Annotated in this window: 26 protein-coding genes; 23 read left to right on the top strand and 3 right to left on the bottom strand. The window is 39.3% G+C overall.

What is annotated here, in order from left to right; genetic code table 11:
• The first annotated feature begins 26 nt into the window (after window positions 1-26).
• From rplE to rpsI, 23 genes are all read left to right on the top strand, one after another.
• The gene (gene rplE, locus A4245_RS14720; protein ID WP_067729241.1) at window positions 27-566 is read left to right on the top strand and encodes a 50S ribosomal protein L5; all 540 of its coding nucleotides are present in this window, start codon (window positions 27-29) and stop codon (window positions 564-566) included.
• A 29-nt stretch (window positions 567-595) separates the two neighbouring features.
• Complete coding sequence (locus tag A4245_RS14725) at window positions 596-781, top strand: type Z 30S ribosomal protein S14 (protein WP_010652082.1); 186 nt, start codon at window positions 596-598, stop codon at window positions 779-781.
• 29 nt (window positions 782-810) lie between these two features.
• On the top strand, window positions 811-1,209 hold the full coding sequence (gene rpsH / locus A4245_RS14730; RefSeq protein ID WP_067729242.1) for a 30S ribosomal protein S8: 399 nt from the start codon (window positions 811-813) through the stop codon (window positions 1,207-1,209).
• Window positions 1,210-1,239: 30 nt separating this feature from the next.
• The gene (gene rplF / locus A4245_RS14735; protein WP_067729244.1) at window positions 1,240-1,776 is read left to right on the top strand and encodes a 50S ribosomal protein L6; all 537 of its coding nucleotides are present in this window, start codon (window positions 1,240-1,242) and stop codon (window positions 1,774-1,776) included.
• 30 nt (window positions 1,777-1,806) lie between these two features.
• On the top strand, window positions 1,807-2,169 hold the full coding sequence (gene rplR, locus A4245_RS14740; RefSeq protein WP_067729246.1) for a 50S ribosomal protein L18: 363 nt from the start codon (window positions 1,807-1,809) through the stop codon (window positions 2,167-2,169).
• 23 nt (window positions 2,170-2,192) lie between these two features.
• Window positions 2,193-2,696, top strand: coding sequence for a 30S ribosomal protein S5 (gene rpsE / locus A4245_RS14745; RefSeq protein ID WP_067729248.1), 504 nt, complete (start codon window positions 2,193-2,195; stop codon window positions 2,694-2,696).
• Window positions 2,697-2,709: 13 nt separating this feature from the next.
• Entirely contained in the window at window positions 2,710-2,892 is a 183-nt protein-coding gene (gene rpmD / locus A4245_RS14750) for a 50S ribosomal protein L30 (RefSeq protein ID WP_067729250.1), read from the top strand.
• 31 nt (window positions 2,893-2,923) lie between these two features.
• On the top strand, window positions 2,924-3,364 hold the full coding sequence (rplO, locus tag A4245_RS14755; RefSeq protein WP_067729252.1) for a 50S ribosomal protein L15: 441 nt from the start codon (window positions 2,924-2,926) through the stop codon (window positions 3,362-3,364).
• Window positions 3,364-4,656: a preprotein translocase subunit SecY gene (secY, locus tag A4245_RS14760; protein WP_067729254.1), complete on the top strand. Its 1,293-nt coding sequence runs from the start codon at window positions 3,364-3,366 to the stop codon at window positions 4,654-4,656. Before rplO ends, secY begins: the two co-directional genes overlap by 1 nt.
• A gap of 33 nt (window positions 4,657-4,689) precedes the next feature.
• Window positions 4,690-5,334, top strand: coding sequence for an adenylate kinase (locus A4245_RS14765; protein ID WP_067729256.1), 645 nt, complete (start codon window positions 4,690-4,692; stop codon window positions 5,332-5,334).
• Between the two features lie 177 nt (window positions 5,335-5,511).
• Complete coding sequence (locus tag A4245_RS14770; RefSeq protein ID WP_067729258.1) at window positions 5,512-5,838, top strand: KOW domain-containing RNA-binding protein; 327 nt, start codon at window positions 5,512-5,514, stop codon at window positions 5,836-5,838.
• Entirely contained in the window at window positions 5,825-6,043 is a 219-nt protein-coding gene (infA, locus tag A4245_RS14775) for a translation initiation factor IF-1 (protein WP_010652072.1), read from the top strand. The genes A4245_RS14770 and infA overlap by 14 nt, the downstream gene beginning before the upstream one ends.
• Before the next feature lie 31 nt (window positions 6,044-6,074).
• Window positions 6,075-6,188 (top strand): 50S ribosomal protein L36, encoded by a 114-nt coding sequence (gene rpmJ, locus A4245_RS14780; protein WP_010095733.1) that lies wholly within the window; start codon window positions 6,075-6,077, stop codon window positions 6,186-6,188.
• 22 nt (window positions 6,189-6,210) lie between these two features.
• The gene (gene rpsM / locus A4245_RS14785) at window positions 6,211-6,576 is read left to right on the top strand and encodes a 30S ribosomal protein S13 (RefSeq protein WP_067729260.1); all 366 of its coding nucleotides are present in this window, start codon (window positions 6,211-6,213) and stop codon (window positions 6,574-6,576) included.
• Window positions 6,577-6,596: 20 nt separating this feature from the next.
• A complete protein-coding gene (rpsK, locus tag A4245_RS14790) occupies window positions 6,597-6,986 on the top strand; it encodes a 30S ribosomal protein S11 (RefSeq protein ID WP_067729262.1) in 390 nt (129 codons plus the stop codon).
• Window positions 6,987-7,185: 199 nt separating this feature from the next.
• Entirely contained in the window at window positions 7,186-8,130 is a 945-nt protein-coding gene (locus A4245_RS14795) for a DNA-directed RNA polymerase subunit alpha (RefSeq protein ID WP_067729264.1), read from the top strand.
• Between the two features lie 45 nt (window positions 8,131-8,175).
• Entirely contained in the window at window positions 8,176-8,529 is a 354-nt protein-coding gene (gene rplQ, locus A4245_RS14800; protein WP_067729267.1) for a 50S ribosomal protein L17, read from the top strand.
• A 551-nt stretch (window positions 8,530-9,080) separates the two neighbouring features.
• Entirely contained in the window at window positions 9,081-9,920 is an 840-nt protein-coding gene (locus tag A4245_RS14805; protein ID WP_067729269.1) for an energy-coupling factor ABC transporter ATP-binding protein, read from the top strand.
• Complete coding sequence (locus A4245_RS14810) at window positions 9,896-10,768, top strand: energy-coupling factor ABC transporter ATP-binding protein (RefSeq protein ID WP_067729271.1); 873 nt, start codon at window positions 9,896-9,898, stop codon at window positions 10,766-10,768. Before A4245_RS14805 ends, A4245_RS14810 begins: the two co-directional genes overlap by 25 nt.
• A complete protein-coding gene (locus A4245_RS14815) occupies window positions 10,761-11,564 on the top strand; it encodes an energy-coupling factor transporter transmembrane component T family protein (protein WP_067729274.1) in 804 nt (267 codons plus the stop codon). The genes A4245_RS14810 and A4245_RS14815 overlap by 8 nt, the downstream gene beginning before the upstream one ends.
• Window positions 11,565-11,582: 18 nt before the next feature.
• A complete protein-coding gene (gene truA, locus A4245_RS14820) occupies window positions 11,583-12,332 on the top strand; it encodes a tRNA pseudouridine(38-40) synthase TruA (protein WP_067729276.1) in 750 nt (249 codons plus the stop codon).
• Window positions 12,333-12,517: 185 nt separating this feature from the next.
• Complete coding sequence (gene rplM, locus A4245_RS14825) at window positions 12,518-12,955, top strand: 50S ribosomal protein L13 (RefSeq protein ID WP_067729278.1); 438 nt, start codon at window positions 12,518-12,520, stop codon at window positions 12,953-12,955.
• Window positions 12,956-12,974: 19 nt separating this feature from the next.
• The gene (gene rpsI, locus A4245_RS14830) at window positions 12,975-13,367 is read left to right on the top strand and encodes a 30S ribosomal protein S9 (RefSeq protein ID WP_067729280.1); all 393 of its coding nucleotides are present in this window, start codon (window positions 12,975-12,977) and stop codon (window positions 13,365-13,367) included.
• A 227-nt stretch (window positions 13,368-13,594) separates the two neighbouring features.
• On the opposite strand, the gene A4245_RS20865 is transcribed toward rpsI, so the two are convergent.
• The 3 genes from A4245_RS20865 to A4245_RS20990 all read right to left on the bottom strand — a co-directional run bounded on the left by A4245_RS20865 (window position 13,595) and on the right by A4245_RS20990 (window position 15,548).
• The gene (locus tag A4245_RS20865; protein WP_157087735.1) at window positions 13,595-13,699 is read right to left on the bottom strand and encodes an Arm DNA-binding domain-containing protein; all 105 of its coding nucleotides are present in this window, start codon (window positions 13,697-13,699) and stop codon (window positions 13,595-13,597) included.
• A 291-nt stretch (window positions 13,700-13,990) separates the two neighbouring features.
• Window positions 13,991-14,680 (bottom strand): fructose-6-phosphate aldolase, encoded by a 690-nt coding sequence (locus A4245_RS14835; protein WP_067729282.1) that lies wholly within the window; start codon window positions 14,678-14,680, stop codon window positions 13,991-13,993.
• Between the two features lie 679 nt (window positions 14,681-15,359).
• A complete protein-coding gene (locus tag A4245_RS20990) occupies window positions 15,360-15,548 on the bottom strand; it encodes a DeoR family transcriptional regulator (RefSeq protein ID WP_407668391.1) in 189 nt (62 codons plus the stop codon).
• Between the last annotated feature and the right edge of the window lie 798 nt (window positions 15,549-16,346).

The following is a 16,346-nucleotide window of genomic DNA, read 5'->3' on the forward strand; positions in this document are numbered from 1 at the left end:
TTTAGCGACGAAAGGAGGGCGCCACTATGAACGAATTAAAACAAAAATATCAAGATGAAATCGCACCATCTTTAATGAATAAATTCGATTACAACTCTGTAATGCAAGTACCAAAAGTAGAAAAAATCGTTATTAACATGGGTGTTGGTGATGCAGTTCAAAACTCAAAAGCATTAGATAGTGCTGTTGAAGAACTTTCTTTAATTTCTGGTCAAAAACCATTAATCACTCGTGCAAAGAAATCCATCGCTGGTTTCCGCCTTCGTGAAGGAATGCCTATCGGGGCAAAAGTAACACTTCGCGGTGAGCGTATGTACGAATTCCTGCAAAAGCTGATTGCAGTATCACTTCCACGTGTACGTGATTTCCGTGGTATTTCCAAAAAAGCTTTTGATGGTCGTGGTAATTACACATTAGGTGTTAAAGAACAACTGATTTTCCCAGAAATTAACTATGATAAGGTAAGCAAAGTTCGTGGTATGGATATCGTTATTGTAACAACTTCCAATACTGACGAAGAAGCTCGTGAACTTTTAGCTCAGCTAGGCATGCCTTTCCAAAAATAAGCCAAGAGCTAATACAAGGAGGGAAAATTGTGGCTAAAAAATCTATGATTGCGAAACAAAAACGTCCGCAAAAATATAAAGTACAAGAATACACACGCTGTGAGCGCTGTGGTCGTCCGCATTCTGTAATCCGTAAATTTAAACTTTGCCGTATTTGTTTCCGTGAACTTGCCTATAAAGGTCAAATTCCTGGTGTCAAAAAAGCAAGCTGGTAAACCCCCATTCGGGAAGGAGGTAATTAGTAATGGTTATGACAGATCCAATCGCAGATATGCTTACTCGCATTCGTAATGCAAACATGGTAAAACATGAAAAATTAGAGCTGCCTGCTTCTAAAATGAAAAAAGAGATCGCTGATATCCTGAAACGTGAAGGTTTCGTCAAGGACTATGAACTAGTCGAAGACAACAAACAAGGTGTTTTGCGTATCTTCCTTAAATACAGTGCAAGCGAAGAAAAAGTAATCACAGGTATTAAACGTATCAGTAAGCCAGGATTACGCGTATACGCTAAAGCTGACGAAGTACCACGTGTACTAAATGGTTTAGGTATAGCTATCGTTTCAACATCTAAAGGTGTGTTATCTGACAAAGAAGCACGTTCACAAGCTGTTGGTGGCGAAGTTCTTGCGTATGTTTGGTAATTAACATTTTTTAAAGAGGAGGTGCATGGAATGTCTCGTATAGGACTTAAACCGATTGAAATTCCAGAAGGTGTGGAAATTAAACTTAATGGCACTACGGTTACTGTTAAAGGGCCTAAAGGTGAATTAACAAGAGAACTACACCCAGATATGAAAATTAATATTGAAGATAACGTTCTTACAGTTGAACGTCCAAGTGACCATAAAGACCATCGTGCCCTGCACGGAACTACTCGCAGCTTGATCGCAAACATGGCGGAAGGCGTAAGTAAAGGTTTCGAAAAATCACTTGAAATTATTGGTGTTGGTTACCGTGCGCAAAAGCAAGGAAACAAACTTGTGATTAACGCTGGGTATTCACATCCAATTGAAATCGATCCTATTGATGGAATCGAAATCGACGTTCCTAAAAACACACAATTAACAGTAAAAGGTATCGATAAAGAATTAGTTGGCGCAGTTGCTGCTAACATCCGGGCAATCAGATTGCCAGAGCCTTACAAAGGTAAAGGTATTCGCTATGCTAATGAATATGTACGTCGTAAAGAAGGTAAAACTGCTAAGTAAGATTAGTTAGGCGAGAAAGGAGTGACCTAGATGATCACAAAACCTGACAAAAATATTATCCGTAAAAAAAGACACGGTCGCGTTCGCAAAAACCTTTTTGGTACAGCTGAGCGTCCACGTCTAAACGTATTTCGTTCCAATAAAAACATTTACGCTCAATTAATAGATGATGTTAATGGAGTAACTGTAGCAAGTGCTTCAACTGCTGACAAAGAGCTCAACATTGGCGCTGGCTCTAATGTTGAAAATGCGAAGAAAGTCGGAGAAGCTATCGCTAAACGTGCTCAGGATAAAGGTTACAAATCGGTTGTATTTGACCGTGGAGGATATCTGTATCATGGACGTATTCAAGCATTGGCAGATGCTGCCCGCGAGGCAGGTCTCGAATTTTAATCGATAAAGGAGGTTACGCTTGTATGAAAACTAACATTGATCCTAACAAATTAGATCTTGAAGAACGCGTTGTGACGGTCAACCGTGTTGCTAAAGTTGTTAAAGGTGGACGTCGTTTCCGCTTTGCCGCATTAGTGGTTGTCGGTGACAAAAATGGTCATGTAGGTTTCGGTACTGGTAAAGCACAAGAAGTACCTGAAGCAATCAAAAAAGCAGTTGATGACGCGAAGAAAAACTTAATTACAGTACCAATCGTAGGAACTACAATTCCTCATCAAATCAATGGTCGATTCGGTTCTGGTAATGTATTGATGAAACCAGCTTCAGAAGGTACTGGAGTTATCTCCGGTGGTCCGGTTCGTGCTATACTTGAACTTGCCGGTGTTGGTGACATTCTAACGAAATCACTTGGTTCTAACACGCCAATCAATATGATTCGTGCAACATTAAATGGCTTAACAAACCTGAAAACAGCTGAGGACGTAGCAAAATTACGTGGAAAGTCTGTAGAAGAACTGTTAGGATAAGGAGGGAAACACTATGTCTAACAAATTAGAAATAACCCTCACACGCAGTGTCATCGGTGGCACAGCAGTTCAGAAGAAAACTGTTGAAGCATTAGGGTTAAAGAAAATTCGTCAATCCGTTGTACGTGAAGATACTCCAGCCGTCCGTGGTATGGTAAATAGAGTGTCCCACTTATTGACAGTTAAAGAAGTTTAATTACACATTAGCGTAAAGAGGAGGTGCTCGCATGAAACTTCATGAATTGAAGGCAGCAGAAGGAACTCGTAAAGAGAGAAATCGTGTTGGACGTGGTACGTCTTCTGGTAACGGAAAAACTTCCGGCCGTGGACATAAAGGTCAAAAAGCACGTTCAGGTGGTGGTGTACGTCCGGGCTTTGAAGGTGGACAAATGCCTTTATTCCAACGTTTGCCTAAACGCGGATTTACAAACATTCACCGCAAAGAATATTCAATCGTAAACTTAGACACGTTAAATCGCTTTGAAGAAGGCACTGAAATAACACCTGAGCTATTACTTGAAAATGGTGTCGTAAGCAAACTTAATGCTGGTATTAAAGTACTTGGCAAAGGCGCTATCGAGAAAAAATTAACAGTAAAAGCTCACAAGTTCTCCGCTTCAGCTAAAGAAGCAATTGAGGCAGCGGGCGGTCAAACCGAGGTGATTTAATGTTTCGTACAATCTCCAATTTTATGCGTGTAGCTGATATTAGACGGAAAATAATTTTTACGTTATTAATGTTGATTGTCTTCCGTATAGGCACGTTCATTCCTGTGCCGTTTACAGATAAAGCAGCAATTGATTTTATGAACCAGCAAAATGTATTTGGGTTTCTGAACACCTTTGGTGGTGGAGCCCTCCAAAATTTCTCAATCTTTGCGATGGGAATAATGCCTTACATTACAGCATCCATCATTATGCAATTACTGCAAATGGATGTTGTGCCTAAATTTACCGAATGGAAAAAACAAGGCGAAATGGGCCGTAAAAAGATTGCCCAGGTTACTCGCTATGGAACGATTGTTCTTGCTTTTGTTCAGGCAATTGCAATGTCAATTGGTTTCAACGCGATGGCTGGCGGCTTATTGATAGCCGATCCAAGCTTTATGAAGTTTCTTATCATTGCTATTGTATTAACAGCCGGAACAGCATTTTTAATGTGGGTCGGTGAGCAGATCACTGCACAAGGTGTCGGGAACGGGATTTCAATCCTGATTTTTGCCGGTATCGTCGCAGCAGTGCCAAATGGTGTAGGTCAACTATACAGCCAGTATTTTGTTAATCCTGGTGATGAGCTGTTCATTAACATCATCATTGTTCTACTGATTGCATTGGTGGCTGTAGCTGTAACAGTTGGAGTTATATTTGTAAACCAAGCATTAAGAAAGATACCAATCCAATATGCAAAAAAACTTGTTAATCGATCTCCGGTAGGTGGCCAATCCACACATTTGCCGATTAAAGTGAATGCTGCGGGAGTTATTCCGGTAATCTTCGCGATTGCATTTATGATTGCACCAACCACGATTGCTGGTTTTTTTGAAGGCAGTCAAGTAGCATCTACGATCTCGTATATATTTGACTATACTCAACCAGTCGGTATGGTAATATATGTTGCTTTAATTATAGCTTTCACATATTTCTATACGTTCGTTCAGGTTAATCCTGAGCAGATGGCTGAAAACTTGCAAAAACAAGGTGGATATATTCCAGGTATCCGTCCTGGGAACAATACAGAAGAATATCTTACTCGTGTTATGTATCGCTTAACATTTGTAGGTGCACTATTTTTAGCAGCAGTTTCTGTATTTCCTATGATCTTAGGTGGTCTAGCTAATTTGCCAACAGCTGTACAAATCGGTGGCACAAGTTTACTAATCGTTGTAGGGGTTGCATTACAAACAATGAAGCAATTAGAGAGTCAGTTAGTGAAGCGTCACTACAAAGGATTTATTAAGTAATTTCCTGCTGCCAATGAGAGCGAGGGGAAAACGTTGAATTTAATCTTAATGGGCTTGCCTGGTGCTGGTAAAGGTACTCAGGCAGAGAAAATAAATGAAAAATATAACATCCCTCATATTTCAACTGGGGATATGTTCCGATTAGCTATCAAAGAGGGTACAGACCTGGGCATGAAAGCTAAGGAATATATGGATCAAGGTGAGCTTGTTCCGGATGAAGTAACCATTGGAATTGTAAAAGAGCGTTTAAGCAAAGCTGACTGTGCAAATGGATTTCTTTTGGATGGATTCCCAAGAACCATTGCTCAGGCTGAAGCATTACAACAACTTCTAACTGATTTAAACCGATCAATTGATCACGTACTTCATGTAGATGTACCACAAGAAAAATTGGTAGAGCGTTTAACAGGACGGAGAATTTGTCCAACTTGCGGAACAACTTATCACGTTGCCTATAATCCTCCAAAAGAGGAAGGAATATGTGACAAAGATGGTTCCAAGTTAATTCAACGGGATGACGACCAACCGGAAACGGTTAAGAAGCGTTTATCCGTTAATATAGAGCAAGCACAACCGTTACTTGATTTTTATCAGGATAAAGGATATCTTGTGAAAGTGAACGGAGATCGCGATATCGAAGAAGTCTTTCAGGAAATACAATCTATATTAGGAAAATAAGTCATTAATTGTTCTTTGAACAGAATAGGTGCAAATCAAGCTCTGAAAAGTTATAATTAATGGCGTGAGTTAACATGAAAACACATGTATTGCTTTATATAAAGTGACACAGGATGATAATAGTTACTCTATTTTCTATTATAAATTTAACGATAGCCTAAGTGATGGTGAGCGCTGTTGTGCGAAAATGATTCGATTCCGGTGATGGGTCAGATAGTTCGTATTAAGCAAGGACGCGAGGCGGGTCAATACGCAGTTGTTATTCAAATCATTGATGATCGCTTTGTACTGCTTGCCGATGGGGAGAAGCGCAAAACGAATAGACCAAAGAAGAAGAATCTGCATCATATTGAGACGATGGATTATGTTTCCCCTGAAGTCCAAAACAGCCTTCTAGAAACTGGTCGTGTCACAAATGGGAAATTGCGATTTGCCATAACTAAATTTATAGGTGAGGTTGTGACTGATTTGAAGAAGGGAGATCAACACGATGGCGAAAGATGATGTAATTGAAGTTGAAGGTACCGTAACGGATACATTGCCAAATGCGATGTTTAAAGTTGAGCTTGAAAATGGCCATACGGTCCTAGCGCATGTATCTGGTAAGATCCGTATGCATTTTATCCGCATACTACCGGGTGATAAAGTGACGGTTGAACTTTCTCCGTATGATTTAACCAGAGGGCGAATTACGTACCGTTATAAATAAACGAGCTCCGATATAAAAGGAGGTAAAGATGATGAAAGTAAGAGCATCTGTTAAACCAATTTGCGAAAAATGCAAAGTCATCAAACGCAAAGGCAAAGTAATGGTGATTTGCGAAAATCCGAAACATAAACAAAAACAAGGCTAAAAACAAGGAGGTGCTATTGTAGATGGCACGTATTGCAGGCATTGACATTCCACGTGACAAACGTGTAGTAATTTCATTGACTTACATTTATGGAATTGGAAAAGTTACCGCACAGAAAGTCCTTAAAGAAGCTGGCGTTTCTGAAGACACTCGTGTACGTGATTTAACGGAAGAAGAATTAGGAAAAATCCGTCAAGCGATGGATGTATATGACACAGAAGGTGACCTTCGTCGTGAAGTATCACTTAACATCAAACGTCTAATCGAAATCGGAGCTTATAGAGGTCTTCGTCACCGTCGCGGATTACCAGTTCGTGGTCAGAAAACCAAAAACAACTCACGTACTCGTAAAGGCCCTCGTAAGACAATGGCTAACAAGAAAAAGTAAAGTAAGGAGGTAAGCAATCAATGGCACGTAAACAAAATACACGTAAACGTCGTGTGAAAAAGAATATTGAGTCAGGTGTAGCACATATCCGTTCTACATTTAACAATACAATCGTAACAATTACAGATACACGTGGTAATGCTGTCGGATGGAGCTCTGCTGGTGCATTAGGCTTCAAAGGTTCACGTAAATCTACTCCTTTTGCTGCACAAATGGCAGCCGAAACTGCAGCTAAAACAGCGGTCGAAAACGGCATGAAAACATTAGAAGTTACTGTTAAAGGCCCTGGTGCCGGTCGTGAAGCCGCTATTCGTTCACTACAAGCAGCAGGTTTGGAAGTTACAGCAATTGTTGATGTAACACCAGTTCCTCACAATGGTTGTCGCCCACCAAAACGTCGTCGTGTATAATTATACCGTATAGAATTTGTCACCCTGTCTATAATGGGTTATGATAGCTTAAATAAAAAGCAAAAATCACTAGCATCCAAGACAGACTCGTACGAAAGAAATACAGGTAGCGCAGAAACGCCAACTGCCTTATTTGAGGAATTTCGGTTAGACGGATGTCTAGCCGGGGTTTCGACGTTTTAAAGGAGGGTTTTATTGAATGATCGAAATAGAAAAGCCAAAGATTGAAACGCTTGAAATCAGCGATGATGCTACATTTGGAAAATTCGTGGTTGAACCGCTTGAACGTGGATATGGTGCCACTCTTGGAAACTCCTTGCGTCGTATCTTATTATCCTCACTACCAGGTGCTGCAGTTACTACAGTTCGGATTGACGGAGCACTCCATGAGTTTTCAACGATTGATGGTGTTGTGGAAGATGTGACAACAATAATTTTGAATCTGAAAAAACTCGCTCTAAAAATCTATTCTGATGAACCCAAAACATTAGAAATAGATGTACAAGGTGAAGGAAAAGTTACTGCTGGCGATCTGACATATGACAGTGACGTAGAAGTAATGAATCCGGATCTGCATATCGCAACGCTTAATAGCAAAGGCAATTTGCACATGAAATTGACAGCTGAGCGTGGTCGTGGCTATCGCCAGGCCGAAGAAAACAAAAGTGATGAGCAACCAATTGGAGTAATTCCTATTGACTCTATCTTCACGCCTGTTTCACGTGTCACTTACCAAGTGGAAAACACACGTGTAGGCCAAGTGGCAAACTATGATAAATTAACTTTAGATGTTTCAACTGATGGCAGCATTCGCCCTGAAGAAGCAGTTTCTTTAGGCGCTAAAATCATTACAGAACATCTTAACATATTTGTTGGTTTGACAGACGAAGCACAAAATGCTGAAATCATGGTTGAAAAAGAAGAAGATCAAAAAGAGAAAGTCATGGAAATGACAATCGAAGAACTTGATCTCTCTGTCAGGTCATATAACTGCTTAAAACGTGCAGGAATCAATACTGTTCAGGAACTTGCCAACAAGTCTGAAGAGGATATGATGAAAGTACGTAATTTAGGCCGTAAATCGTTAGAAGAAGTAAAAGTAAAATTAGTGGACCTAGGCTTAGGTTTGCGCGATGATGACTGATTTATACAGTCACCTTTAGAGTTTCAAAAAAGGGAGGGATAGTCCGTGGCTAGAAAGTTAGGACGTACAACAGACAATCGTATGGCACTGCTTCGCAACCTTGCATCTGATTTAATTATTCATGAACGGATTGAAACAACAGAAGCAAAAGCGAAAGAGCTTAAATCGATAGTGGAAAAAATGATTACACTTGGAAAACGTGGCGATCTACATGCACGTCGTCAAGCTGCAGCATTCTTGTACAACAAAGAAGCAGATGAAGAAAACAGTGTTCTTCAAAAACTCTTTGATGATGTTGCTGCACGTTATGAAGACAGACAAGGTGGATACACACGTGTTCTTAAACTAGGTGAACGCCAAGGTGATGGAGCAAAAATGGCAATCATCGAATTGGTATAATCAACTACATGCGGCAAGGGCAGGACTCAATCTCTCTCACGAGGTTAATCCAAGCCCTTTTTTTGTAGATTGAAAGGCTGAGGCGACTGTTCAGAAACGCACTCATAAGCAAGGCACCGTAAAGCGCATGGTTTTCGCGCTTGGAGTGTGAATTGCTTATGACGGGAGTTTCTAGGAGCCGAAGCTAGATCTAGTAGAGAAAAGTGCAGCGGGCTCGCCCAGAGACGGAGGGCATAGACAAGGGACCGCAGAGCGCTGGGTTTTAGCGCTCGGAGTGTCCCTTGCCTATGCCCCGTAGTCTCTAGCCCACGCGATACTAGACAGAGAAAAGTGCAGCGGGCTCGCCCAGAGACGGAGGGCATAGACAAGGGACCGCAGAGCGCCGGTTTTAGCGCTCGGAGTGTCTACTGCCTATGCTCCAGAAATCGTTCGCCGAAGCGATACTGGACATGCGAACTTATTAAATCTAAACTAAACGAGAAGTTATCACATACATATGACATACATATCAATCCCCGGGGCTTGCGCTTAGAGGTAGAGGAGGTTTTAAGATGAGAAAAAAGTTAGTAGAGTTTAGGAATGTATCATTCAGGTACGGAGATGAAGGGCCCTGGGTATTAAAAAATTGTTCCTTTGAAATCTATGAAAATGAATGGGTTGCCATTATTGGACATAATGGTTCAGGTAAATCGACAATCGCCAAGCTGTTGAATGGATTGCTTTTCCCGCAAGAAGGCGAGATTATAATAGATGGAAAACAAGTAAATGAAGAGTCTATATGGAATATCCGAAAAGAAGTCGGAATGGTATTTCAAAATCCCGATAATCAATTTGTCGGTGCGACGGTCCAGGATGATGTTGCATTTGGCATGGAAAACCGCGGCGTTCCACGAGAAGAAATGAACAAGAGGATTTCTGAAACGCTCAAAGCAGTACGTATGCAGGACTATCGGTTAACGGAGCCGCATCGTCTTTCCGGTGGTCAAAAACAACGGGTAGCGATAGCGAGCGTACTTGCCATCTCCCCTAAAGTACTTATTTTGGATGAAGCAACGGCAATGTTGGATCCTAGCGGCAGAAAAGAAATTATGGAGACTGTCGGATCTATCCAGGACCAGAGGGGGTTATCACTCATTACAATTACACATGATCTGCAGGAAGTTGTACAGGCCGACCGAGTAATTGTTATGAATAATGGGGAGTTGTGGAAGGAATCTACGCCACGTGAAATCTTTACACAAAAAGAAGCATTACGGAAAATTGGCTTGGACGTGCCCTTTGTTGCTATTCTGACAGAGGAACTGAAACATGCAGGTGTTCATCTTGGAGCCGCACCATTAAATCATGAAGAATTGTTGGAGGACCTATGGACATTACATTCGAGAACGTAACCTACATCTATCAACAGAATACACCTTTTGCGCATAAGGCTATTCAAGATCTTTCCTTTCATATCGAGTCAGGATCAATCGTTGCTATCATTGGTCACACTGGTTCAGGTAAATCAACGCTGATCCAGCATCTAAATGGTCTTTCTGTTCCAACAGAAGGCGAAGTTCGGATTGGGGAGTATCGTTTATCGCAGGAACATAAACCTAAAGATATGAAAGAATTGCGAAGCCGTGTAGGGGTGGTATTTCAATATCCTGAACACCAGTTATTTGAAGAGACGGTTGCAAAGGATATCGCATTTGGACCGCAAAACTTTGGGGTCCCGGAAGCGGTGATTAAAGAACGGATAAAGGATGTCATACCGGCAGTGGGTCTTTCGGAATCTGTCCTGGAACGATCTCCTTTCGATTTGAGTGGGGGGCAAATGCGCAGAGTTGCCATTGCTGGTGTGCTGGCGGTAAAACCTGATGTCCTTGTACTCGATGAACCAACTGCAGGCCTTGATCCCCGAGGTCAAAAGGAAATCATGGATATGTTCTATAGACTGCATAACGAGCAGGACTTAACAACTGTTCTTGTGACACATAGTATGGAAGACGCCTTGAAGTATGCAGATCGGATTTTAATTCTTAATAAAGGTACTAAGTTTATGGAAGGTACACCGGAAGAAGTATTCAGCCAGAAGGAAGCCCTTCAGAGTGTGCAGCTGGATGTGCCTGAAATGGTCCAGTTTTTAAACAGGTTTGAGGAAAAGTTTGGACAACAGATTCCTTTCAGAAATCAATCGGTCGAGGAGATTGCACAGATGATTCAGCAGATTATTAAGGAGCTGAATCAAGATGAATAACGCATTAATCATTGGACAATATGTGCCTGGAGATTCGTTGGTGCATCGACTGGATCCACGAACGAAAATCACGATTATCTTTTTCTTTGTGTTTATCGTATTTTTAGCAAATAACATAGCAAGCTATACTCTATTAACTGTATTTGCACTCGCAAGCATGTTGACTTCCAGAGTACCGATTCGGTTTATCATTAAGGGTCTAACGCCTGTCTGGTTTTTAATTGTGTTTACTTTTATATTGCACTTATTTGTTACGAAAGAAGGTACAGTTATAGCAGAGTTTTGGATTTTTGAATTTTATTCCGGTGGTCTTATTCAAGGGATTGCAATTTCTGTACGTTTTTTCTTGTTGATTCTCGTAACATCCCTGCTGACGTTAACGACGACCCCGATAGAGATAACAGATGCAATCGAGGATATGCTTCATCCTTTGAATCGGTTTAAGTTTCCAGTTCACGAACTTGCATTGATGATGTCGATCTCATTACGGTTCATTCCAACATTGCTGCAGGAGACAGATAAAATTTCAAGGGCCCAGGCTTCCCGTGGAGTAGACTTCAAAACAGGACCGGTCAAAGATAGAATTCAGGCTATCGTCCCTCTGTTGGTACCGCTTTTCGTCAGTGCCTTTAAGCGTGCTGAGGAACTTGCAATGGCCATGGAAGCGCGGGGGTATCAAGGTGGAGAAGGTCGTACAAAGCTTCGCGAATTGAAAATTGAAAGAAACGATATTTTTATTTTCATTCTCTTTGCTTTTGTTATTGCAGGTCTATTCATGACAAGGACGTATGGTTAAGAGAAAGGCTGGATAAGAATGGCAAGATTGAAATGTGTAGTGAAATATGATGGCTCCGGGTTTTCCGGTTTTCAGGTCCAGCCCCAATATCGGACCGTACAGGGTGTTCTCGAGAGCGCACTCAAAGAGGTGCATAAAGGGTCTGAAATACGCCTGCAAGCCTCAGGACGCACGGATACGGGCGTACACGCCGTCGGGCAGGTAATTCATTTTGATTCCCCGTACAAAATACCTGAAAATAATTGGAAACGAGCACTGAATACCCTTCTTCCGGATGATATTTACATTCAGGAGGTTACCGAGGTAACCAAAGATTTCCATGCAAGATATAGTGTGGTTGAAAAGGAATATCACTATTATGTTTGGAATGCAGAGGAGCCTGATGTCTTCAAGCGAAATTACGCCTATTATTTCCCCTATGAGCTGAATGTGGAAAAAATCCAGGAAGCATGCCGCTATTTGGAAGGGACACATGATTTTACGACATTTTCCTCGGCAAAGTCGACCATTAAGGGAGAGAAAGTACGAACACTCTATCATGCCTCGTGTAAGAAACAGGGGGATGAAGTAGAATTTATTTTTCGGGGGAGCGGTTTTTTGTACAATATGGTCCGCATTATGGTCAGTGTGCTGCTGGATATTGGTCAAGGCCGCAGAAACCCAGAAGATATTATCGGGCTTCTTGAAAAAAAGGATCGCCAGCAGGTTGGAAAAACGATATCTCCGCAAGGTTTATACTTGTGGAATGTAAGATATAATGAAAAGTAGAAAAATAACTTTATTTTTTCTAATTAAATCGTTCAGACCCTTGACAATAAGCGGTATAATGTTATATTATGATATATGGCATTTTATTTCTAAACCATGATTAGCCCCGGAATCTAATTATGTTAAGAATATAAAAATCGAATGAAAATAAAAATGAATTATCGATATATGGAGGGAAATCTATCATGCGCACAACTTTCATGGCGAATGAATCAAATATTGAACGCAAATGGCTTGTTGTGGATGCTGAAGGCCAACGTCTTGGTCGTCTAGCAAGTGAAGTTGCTGCAATCCTTCGCGGAAAGCACAAAGCAACTTACACACCACATGCTGATACTGGTGACAATGTGATCATTATCAATGCGGAAAAAATCGAATTAACAGGTAACAAAATCAACGACAAAATGTACTACCGTCACTCTGGCCATCCAGGTGGATTAAAAGAACGCAATGCTGACGAAATGCGTACAAAATACCCTGAACAAATGCTTGAGATTGCAATCAAAGGCATGCTTCCAAAAGGTTCTTTGGGACGTAAAATGGGTAAAAAACTGCATGTATTCAGAGGCGCTGAACATACACATCAAGCACAAAAACCAGAAGCTTACGAACTTCGCGGATAATTAAAAGGAGGTAAATCAATTGGCACAAGTACAATATTACGGCACAGGCCGTAGAAAAAGCTCAACTGCCCGTGTACGTCTAGTACCAGGTACAGGTAATGTTACAATCAATGGTCGCGATGCAAAAGACTATTTCCCATATGAAACTCAACTATTAATTTTGAACCAACCATTAGTTACAACTGAAACTCAAGGAACTTACGATGTTTTAGTTAACGTTCATGGTGGTGGATTCACTGGTCAAGCTGGTGCAATCCGTCATGGTATCGCTCGTGCTCTTCTTGAAGCAGATCCAGAATATCGTGGAAGCTTGAAGAGTGCAGGATTCCTGACTCGTGACGCTCGTATGAAAGAACGTAAAAAATACGGTCTTAAAGGCGCTCGTCGTGCACCTCAGTTCTCAAAACGTTAATAAACTTAAGTTTCAAGGCTCTTTTCACTTATGTGGAAAGGGTCTTTTTTATGCCCAAAAGTGCTTTTGACCCATTTACCGAAGAGGGGCAATATATACTTATCGAATTTTGATTCAATAGATCTCTTTGTGCTTAATTTGACTGTTTTAAAATTATTTGAAATCACCACTGATTAAATACATTATGAAAAGTAAGGTTTTCATTCTTTTTATTGATATACCACTGGCTAATTTAGTTTAGCAACGGCTGTTTGTAATTCTTTTTTTGTTTTATATCCCCTGCGTGTTGTTAATTGCCTTTTTCCTGTCTCAGGGTTAATCAGCTGCAACATTATATCAATCACTAAAAGAAGAGCAAACCCAGTAAATAGGGTTTGCTCATTAATATGATGCAGAATAGGAGAACAGGTAGAAAACGGTCAACTTTGTTACTTAGGGTTAAATAAAAATACCAATAGTTTAGTGTATCCCCATAGAAAAGCTTTCTTGAATATTCCGTCATAAAATATTTTCTTTATTGAAAACAAAGAAGATGAATAACAAAAATTTCATCTTCCCTAACTTCGCAAATCGTTTTCAGCCTATTTTCCGACTAATTAAAATGTACTCATAATGATAATATACTATATCTTCACATCATTTTGATTTAATAAGGACTTTACACCATATTCTTTATACCAGTCATCATTAAACATGCTGACATTAGCTTCAGTTGAAGGATGTGAAAGCAAGTTTTTAATAATATCTGGTGCAAGTGTTACACCATGTGCCCCATTGACACAAACATTATGAACTTGTTGAACGTTTTTAAAGCTTGCAGCGAGTATTTGACAGTTAAACTTATGTTTATCTAATATTTGTGTTAATTCTTTAACAACTTGTATACCATCCCCTGCAAGATTATCAATGCGATTAACATAGGGAGTTACATAAGAGGCACCTGCTTTTGCTGCAACATATCCTTGTAGCGGCGTGTATATTGTTGTCGCCATTGTTCTGATACCTAATGTTTTTAATATTTTAATTGCCTTTATCCCTTCGATTGTAGCAGGGATTTTAATCACCACTTTACCTGGAACTTTTTCGATAATATACTTTGCTTCTTCAACGATTTCTGTTGCTTTAAATGTTAATGTTTGTACGTATAACTCTCTATCATTTCCGATTACATCTCTAATTTCTTTAAGTAAATGTAAAAAGTTCTTTTTTTCTTTAACTATAATACTAGGGTTTGTAGTTACACCGTCAATTGGAAAATAGTCAACAAGTTCTTTGATATCCTCTATGTTAGCTGAATCAATCACTAATAACATCATTTCATCATCCTTTCATTTTTAAATAAGATCAGATTTACACTGATTATCACTCGGATAATTAAGGCTGACATGTTCTCTTATTCTATCCATCGCTTTCATTGTTTTATATGAAATTTTATTAGGGTTTAATGAATAATCTGCATCCTTGTTATCAGTTAAAACAAAAAATTCATTCAATTATTAATGCATTAAGGGACACGGTTGTGTTTAACTGTCAATTGTTCAATAGATCGAATCTCTACCTGTTCTTTTTGAATAGACGGCTGTTAGCTGAAAGTTTTTAACTGGGTTTGGACATGCAGAAATTGGCCTGTTACCATTTGTACCAACCACCCCAACACGTACCCTTCTCTAACCTCTTTTGCTTATTTTAATACTTAGTCTAAAACGATTCCAATTTACACGTCTGATCTTTATGATTTTTCCAAAAATTTAAGGGGTAGGTCTTTATCGTAATCAACTTTTTTAATTATATTAGAAAATGAGAATCCTTTATAGAGGCTAGTGTGATTAAACTTTTCTTAGTTTGCTAAAAAAATGACTTGTTTTGAACGCTTTGCCACTATCTTTTTAATATATGCATCTTCTCGATTTGCAAAGTAAAAAAATTATAGCAGAATCTTCATAAGCTTTTATTTCATCTTTAAGATGTGATAATGCAATTCCGCCATGGGTTCTAAATGCAGTTCCCTTCCTCAATTAACTTGATAACATCTCTATGTGCAGTATCACGAGAAATGATCAACATATTACAGACTTCCTGACTGGAGATCTTATTGTGATCTCTTAGATTTTCTAAAATCGTCAATAATCTTTCCTCTTGGTAAATATCAATTGCCTCCTTTTTAACATTATTATAAGTCATATTAAGTATTTTTGTTAAGTGATTTTAGGTTTATTATTTATAAACAAATCCTTACGTATATAAAAAAAATAGATTGAAGATTATCCTCCATTTACAATAAATATATTTTTAACCTCCAAAATTGTACGTAAAGATTAGTATCATTGATTTCAACTTTATTTAGTAATTGGATAGTATAGCTGAACAAAGATAAAATGGGGAAAGACCTGTGAAAGTAGGCACGTGCATTTCAATTGAAAAATTACAAAATGCAAGTTAGTGTAAATGAACAAATAAATAAACAAGAATCTAATGTTAATGAGAAGTTACTTCAATTGATTTATCACACTCGGATAATGGGCATGTATACAAATTATAAGTTTTTCGATAAAAACAGTAATCTAATTGATGAGTATTAAATTTTTAAATCCGTCTTATATGTTCCTTATGATGATGATTCCATTAAAGGGCACGTTTCTAGAATAAGAATCGAAGAAACGCCTGTTCCAAGCGTTTTTCTTCTTGTTATATGAAGCATAAAAAAACATAAGAAATATGGTCTTAAAGGCCTCGTCGTGCACCTCATTATCAAAACGTTAATATCGTTTAGATATCAATGTTTTCAAACCCTCTCCAAAAATTTTTTTACCTTGAGAATTGAATTGAATGCTCTTTCAAAAATCCATGAAGTTTTCAAATAGATGAGCTACCTTTTCTTTTGCTGCATTTGTGATATGGGTATAGCTATTCAGAGTTGTTTGAATGTCTCAAGCGAACTTGTATATCATTGATAGTCGCACAGGCTTCAAAAAGTAATGA

This window comes from Oceanobacillus damuensis (assembly GCF_001618145.1).
Lineage (GTDB): Bacteria > Bacillota > Bacilli > Bacillales > Amphibacillaceae > Oceanobacillus > Oceanobacillus damuensis.

What these genes read in the sequence shown, in the direction of transcription:
- rplE (WP_067729241.1), top strand. Translation starts at nt 27, where the DNA reads ATGAACGAATTAAAACAAAAATATCAAGATGAAATCGCACCATCTTTA.
- rpsH (WP_067729242.1), top strand. Translation starts at nt 811, where the DNA reads ATGGTTATGACAGATCCAATCGCAGATATGCTTACTCGCATTCGTAAT.
- rplF (WP_067729244.1), top strand. Translation starts at nt 1,240, where the DNA reads ATGTCTCGTATAGGACTTAAACCGATTGAAATTCCAGAAGGTGTGGAA.
- rplR (WP_067729246.1), top strand. Translation starts at nt 1,807, where the DNA reads ATGATCACAAAACCTGACAAAAATATTATCCGTAAAAAAAGACACGGT.
- rpsE (WP_067729248.1), top strand. Translation starts at nt 2,193, where the DNA reads ATGAAAACTAACATTGATCCTAACAAATTAGATCTTGAAGAACGCGTT.
- rpmD (WP_067729250.1), top strand. Translation starts at nt 2,710, where the DNA reads ATGTCTAACAAATTAGAAATAACCCTCACACGCAGTGTCATCGGTGGC.
- rplO (WP_067729252.1), top strand. Translation starts at nt 2,924, where the DNA reads ATGAAACTTCATGAATTGAAGGCAGCAGAAGGAACTCGTAAAGAGAGA.
- secY (WP_067729254.1), top strand. Translation starts at nt 3,364, where the DNA reads ATGTTTCGTACAATCTCCAATTTTATGCGTGTAGCTGATATTAGACGG.
- infA (WP_010652072.1), top strand. Translation starts at nt 5,825, where the DNA reads ATGGCGAAAGATGATGTAATTGAAGTTGAAGGTACCGTAACGGATACA.
- rpmJ (WP_010095733.1), top strand. Translation starts at nt 6,075, where the DNA reads ATGAAAGTAAGAGCATCTGTTAAACCAATTTGCGAAAAATGCAAAGTC.
- rpsM (WP_067729260.1), top strand. Translation starts at nt 6,211, where the DNA reads ATGGCACGTATTGCAGGCATTGACATTCCACGTGACAAACGTGTAGTA.
- rpsK (WP_067729262.1), top strand. Translation starts at nt 6,597, where the DNA reads ATGGCACGTAAACAAAATACACGTAAACGTCGTGTGAAAAAGAATATT.
- A4245_RS14795 (WP_067729264.1), top strand. Translation starts at nt 7,186, where the DNA reads ATGATCGAAATAGAAAAGCCAAAGATTGAAACGCTTGAAATCAGCGAT.
- A4245_RS14805 (WP_067729269.1), top strand. Translation starts at nt 9,081, where the DNA reads ATGAGAAAAAAGTTAGTAGAGTTTAGGAATGTATCATTCAGGTACGGA.
- A4245_RS14810 (WP_067729271.1), top strand. Translation starts at nt 9,896, where the DNA reads ATGGACATTACATTCGAGAACGTAACCTACATCTATCAACAGAATACA.
- A4245_RS14815 (WP_067729274.1), top strand. Translation starts at nt 10,761, where the DNA reads ATGAATAACGCATTAATCATTGGACAATATGTGCCTGGAGATTCGTTG.
- truA (WP_067729276.1), top strand. Translation starts at nt 11,583, where the DNA reads ATGGCAAGATTGAAATGTGTAGTGAAATATGATGGCTCCGGGTTTTCC.
- rplM (WP_067729278.1), top strand. Translation starts at nt 12,518, where the DNA reads ATGCGCACAACTTTCATGGCGAATGAATCAAATATTGAACGCAAATGG.
- A4245_RS20865 (WP_157087735.1), bottom strand. Translation starts at nt 13,699, where the DNA reads ATGTTGCAGCTGATTAACCCTGAGACAGGAAAAAGGCAATTAACAACA.
- A4245_RS14835 (WP_067729282.1), bottom strand. Translation starts at nt 14,680, where the DNA reads ATGTTATTAGTGATTGATTCAGCTAACATAGAGGATATCAAAGAACTT.
- A4245_RS20990 (WP_407668391.1), bottom strand. Translation starts at nt 15,548, where the DNA reads ATGACTTATAATAATGTTAAAAAGGAGGCAATTGATATTTACCAAGAG.